Below are 4,806 nucleotides of genomic sequence, written 5' to 3'. Positions count from 1 at the left end.
CCTCCGGCCGTTCGGTGCTGCGTGGCTGCTGCGCCGTCGGGCTACTTGCCCGCGATCAGCGACAGCCCGTAGAGGACGGCCGCGCCGCAGACGGCGAAGCAGGTGTAGGCGCCGGCCAGGGCCAGCCGGCCGCCGTTCGCCGGGGCGCCCGGTCCGGCCGCCTCGCGCTGCGCGGTGAGCGAGGCCTCGCGGCGGGACAGGGCCAGGATGCCGAGGGCGAAGACGGCGACGACGGCGACGGTGATGCCGAAGCTGACGCCTGCGGTCTGGGCCAGGGCGTTCCACTTGATGTGCATGGTGTTTCGAGCTCCTCAGCCGGCGGCGGTCAGGCCGCGACCGTGGTCGAGGCGGGGGTCGGGGTGGCGGACGCGGCCGGGCCGACCTCGACCGGGGTGACGTCGGCGACGTCGTCGGCGGTGACGTTGTCCGCACCGACCGGCTGGCGGCGGGAGATGACCCACATCGCGCCCGAGCCGGCCACCAGGGCGACGCCGACCAGCGCCACGCCCCAGTTGCCCTGCTCGGCCAGGAAGGCCGCGAGTCCGCCCACGGTGGCGGCGGCGGGCAGGGTCAGGCCCCAGGTGTAGACCATGCGGCGGACCAGGCCCCAGCGCAGCTCGGCCTTCGGGCCGCCGAGACCGGCGCCCATGATGCCGCCGGAGCAGACCTGGGTGGTGGAGAGGCCGAAGCCCATGTGCGAGGAGGTCAGGATGACCGTCGCGGCGGCCGACTCGGAGGCGAAGCCCTGGCGCGGGGTGATGTCCGCGAGGCCCTTGCCCATCGAGCGGATGATCCGCCAGCCGCCCATGTAGGTGCCGACCGCGATCGCGGCGCCGGCCGAGACGATGACCCAGGTGGGGGGCAGCGCGCCCTTCGGCAGGGCGCCGACCGAGACCAGGGTCAGGGTGATGATGCCCATCGTCTTCTGGGCGTCGTTGGTGCCGTGCGCCAGCGAGATCAGCGAGGAGGAGAAGATCTGGCCGGTGCGGAAGCCCTTGCCGACGGTCTCGCCCTTGGCCTTGCGGGTGATCGCGAAGGCGAGCTTGGTGGCGCCCCAGGCGGCCAGACCGGCCACGAGCGGGGAGGCGACGGCCGGGATGAGGATCTTGCTGACGACGGTGTCGAAGTTGACACCGTTGACGCCGACGCCGACCACGGTGGCGCCGATCAGGCCGCCGTAGAGCGCGTGCGAGGAGCTCGACGGCAGACCGCGCAGCCAGGTCAGCAGGTTCCAGAGGATCGCGCCTGCCAGTGCGGCGAAGATGATCTCCGGATGGATGCCGGCCTTCTCGTTGACGATGCCGCCCGAGATGGTGGTGGCGACCTTCACGGAGAGGAACGCACCCGCGAAGTTGAGAACGGCCGCGATGGTGACCGCGACCTTCGGCCTGAGGGCTCCCGTGGCGATGGAGGTGGCCATCGCGTTGGCGGTGTCGTGGAACCCGTTGGTGAAGTCGAAGGCGAGCGCCGTGATGATCACAACGGCCACCAGGAACGAGATGTGTTCCATACCCAAACAATCGTCGTAGTTGTCGCACAGACGTTGGCGTTGTTCGCGACGGTAGGGATCCCGGATGAACGGAAGGTGAACAGGCATCGGAATCGTGGTTCCGATGGTGACTTGGGGGTGGCCAGGACCTTTCCAGGGGGTGTTGCCCACCGCGCTGAGCTGGACATTAGTGGAGATCTGCCCTGGTTCGCCCGTTTTGCTGAGAGCTGTCTCACACCGGGGGCGAAAAATTCATCGAGCCGTACGGGTGCGGTCTGTTTCCGGTGAGTAACACATGGCAGGATCTGCGGAGGTCCGGGGACCCCGGAGCGTGGGCTTAGGGGAGGACGGGACCTATGGGCGGCGGGGTACGAGGAGCGGAACCGACGGACGGACGGCGGGCGGGCAACCGCGGCGGCGGACGGCCGGCCTGGGTGCGGGCCGCACTGCGCTGCGGGGCCGTTCTCGCGGCCGCCGCGCTGGCGCTGCCGCTGGCCGCCGGCGCGGCCTGGGCCGACCCGGCCCAGCCCACCCCCGGGGCCACCGCGCCCGGCGCGCCCGTGAACGACCCCAACGGTGACCCGCTCGCCGCCGCCAAGGCCACCCTCGGCCCGCTGCTGGAGCAGTTGCAGGCGCTGTACCAGGGTGCCGAGGCCGCCACCGAGCAGTACAACGCGGCCGTCGCCAAGGTCGCCGAGCAGCAGGCCTCGCTCGCCGAGCTCAAGTCCAAGGTGGACCGCCAGGAGAAGCAGGTCGACGCCGGTACGGACATCGCGGCCCAGCTCGCCGCCGCCCAGTACCGCAACGGCGCCGCCTCCGCCTACGCCGAGCTGCTGCTCTCCAAGGACCCGTACGAGGCCGTCACCATCGCGGAGCTGCTCGCCACCGCGAGCCGCTCGCAGAACGAGTTCCTCGCCAAGCTGACCTCCGACCGCGACGCGTTGGGCGTGCTGCAGAAGCAGAACGAGGAGGCGCTGAGCACCTCGCAGACCCTGGTCACCCAGCAGGACGCCGCCAAGGCCAAGGTCGCCGCCGACCTCGCCGCCGTCGAGCAGCTGGTCTCCTCGCTCACCGGGGCGCAGCGCGCCGAACTGGAGCAGGTCGAGAAGGCCAAGGCCGACGAGGCGCAGCTCGCCCTGCTCGCCTCCGGGGTGCTCGGCCAGGGCGAGCGCACGCCGTCGCTGGCCGGGCGGGCCGCCGTCGCCTTCGCGCTCGCCCAGCTCGGCAAGCCGTACGTGTGGGGCGGGGCCGGTCCGGACGTCTTCGACTGCTCCGGGCTCACCTCGCAGGCCTGGCTGCACGCCGGCAAGCCGATCCCGCGCACCAGCCAGGAGCAGTGGGCGCAGCTCCAGCACATCCCGCTGAACCAGATGCGGCCCGGCGACCTCGTCATCTACTTCGAGGGCGCCACGCACGTCGCGATGTACATCGGCGGCGGGCTGGTCGTGCACGCGCCGCGGCCGGGCTCGTACGTCAAGGTCGGCCCGATCGGGGCCAACCCGATCCTCGGCGCCGTCCGCCCGGACCCGAGCGGTGCCGCCGACGAGGCGGGCGGCTCGTGGAAGGTGCCGGACCTGCCGGCCGGCTGGGACGCGGTCACCCCGATCGCGTCCAGCCCGCTGAACCAGCCGCCGGTCCCCGAGGGCACCGTGGTCCCGCCGGTCGTGCCCGCCCTCCCGGGCACCCCGCCCGCGCCGGGCACCACCGCCCCTGTCACCCCGGGCACGCCCGACCCGACCAACCCGGGCACGCCGACCACTCCGGGCGTGACGCCGACCGGGACGCCGACCGACCCGGGCACCGGCACCCCGACGGGGACGCCGACCGGGACGCCGACGTCGATCCCGACGGGCATCCCGACCGGGACGCCCACCGGCACGCCCACGGGCACGCCCACCGGTACCCCGACGGGCACGCCCACCGGGACGCCCACCGGTACGCCGACCGGCACGCCCACCGGGACGCCGACGGGCACCCCCACCGGCACCCCGGCCGGCACCGGCTCGCCCACCGCCTCCGGCTCCGCCGCGGCCACCGCGTCCGGCACGGCGACGGCCTCCGGGACGGCGTCGGGCACCCTGCCGCCGAACCAGCACTGACGCGGACCTTCGGGGCCGGGCCTCGGGGGCGTTCCCCGCGGCCCGGCCCCGCCGCTGTTCCCGCTGCGGCGGGACGGGAGGCTCGCGCCATGACGACGACGGAGACGTTCGAGGAGCATCTGCTGCGGGCGAGTGCGGGCATCCTGGAGCGTCTGCCCGACGCGGTCAGGTCGGAGGTGTACGTCCTCGCCCTCAACGTCTGGCGGGTGGACGCCGACGACCGGCGCCCGTACGTCGACATCGGCCACAACACCGAGAGCCGCTACCGGGCGGCGGCCGACGCCGACCCCGACGAGGCGCGCTGGAACTACGCGTACTGGATCCTGGAGGGCTTCGACCGGCTCGGCAACGTCCCCGAGGACCCGGGCGGCGGCGCGCTGTGGGAGGAGGAGGCCGGGCGGCTCGGCCTCTGGTACGACGGCCCGTTCGACCTCGATCGCCGCTTGGGAGATCCTGCGGTGGCTGCCCGGGCGGACGGGCTGCGGCTCCATTTCCAGGAGACCGTGATCGGCCTTGCCCGGGGGCTCCACGAGAGCGGCGAGGTGGTGCGGATCTTCGGCCGCCCGCTGCCCGTCGTCGTGTTCGACATGGACTCCCCGGGCTGGGAGGAGGAGGCCACCGAGGCTGCCAATCCGCCTGAGGTCATCGGGGAGTTCCTGGCCTACTACGGCTGACCACTCCGCAGCCCCCGGCTTCGGCCGGCTGCCCCCAAGTATCAGGTGCGGAGCAGGAAGTCGGGCCCCTCGACTTCCTGCTCCGTCCCGGCTCGGACCGGCGCGCACTGGCGTGAGCGTGCTGCCGGAACGTTGCCGTATGTGCGGGCCTCCGCGCTCTCGCGGGGGTGGCCCCGTGCAGGAAGTCGATGCCGCCGACTTCCTGCTCCGGAGCTCTTCGAAGGTGGCTTCCTTGCGGCGTGCAAGGAAGCCACCTGGCCCGGACTCCACCTCGCTTGACTTGTAGCGCGAGGGTCGGGCGCTTGGGTGGAGTGCGAGGGTGCGGTGAGAGTTGTTTCCGGTGGCCCCTTGCTGCGCGCAAGGGGCCACCGGAACGTCGCCTCCCTATTCGGGGCGGTCGTTCGTCGATGCCGTTCCTCCCGATGGTGTCGATGTCGCCGACTTCCTACGCCTCGGTTCTCCTTCGGTGGCTCCCTAACGGCTCGCAAGGGAGCCGGCGAACCGAGCCGCTCCACTTCATCCGGTCTCGGCTGGCTGCCCCTCG

4 protein-coding genes are annotated in these 4,806 nt (G+C 72.8%); 2 read left to right on the top strand and 2 right to left on the bottom strand.

Features of this window, described 5'->3' with window-relative positions:
- Positions 1 to 41: 41 nt before the first annotated feature.
- Entirely contained in the window at positions 42 to 296 is a 255-nt protein-coding gene (locus tag BI06_RS17140) for a hypothetical protein (protein WP_030392835.1), read from the bottom strand.
- Positions 297 to 325: 29 nt separating this feature from the next.
- Positions 326 to 1,510: an inorganic phosphate transporter gene (locus BI06_RS17135; protein ID WP_043468913.1), complete on the bottom strand. Its 1,185-nt coding sequence runs from the start codon at positions 1,508 to 1,510 to the stop codon at positions 326 to 328.
- A 335-nt stretch (positions 1,511 to 1,845) separates the two neighbouring features.
- Between BI06_RS17135 and BI06_RS17130 the strand changes: the two genes are divergently transcribed.
- Together BI06_RS17130 and BI06_RS45505 are read left to right on the top strand one after the other, a co-directional pair.
- A complete protein-coding gene (locus tag BI06_RS17130) occupies positions 1,846 to 3,588 on the top strand; it encodes a C40 family peptidase (RefSeq protein WP_051741152.1) in 1,743 nt (580 codons plus the stop codon).
- A gap of 89 nt (positions 3,589 to 3,677) precedes the next feature.
- Positions 3,678 to 4,262, top strand: a complete 585-nt coding sequence (locus tag BI06_RS45505; RefSeq protein ID WP_082558517.1) for a hypothetical protein — start codon at positions 3,678 to 3,680, stop codon at positions 4,260 to 4,262.
- The last annotated feature ends 544 nt before the right edge of the window (positions 4,263 to 4,806 follow it).

Origin of the sequence: Kitasatospora sp. MBT66 (genome assembly GCF_000710405.2) — a bacterium.
Classification (GTDB): Bacteria; Actinomycetota; Actinomycetes; order Streptomycetales; family Streptomycetaceae; genus Kitasatospora; species Kitasatospora purpeofusca.
The sequence above is the reverse complement of the archived record's forward strand: the minus strand, read 5'-3'. Positions and strand labels throughout refer to the sequence as shown.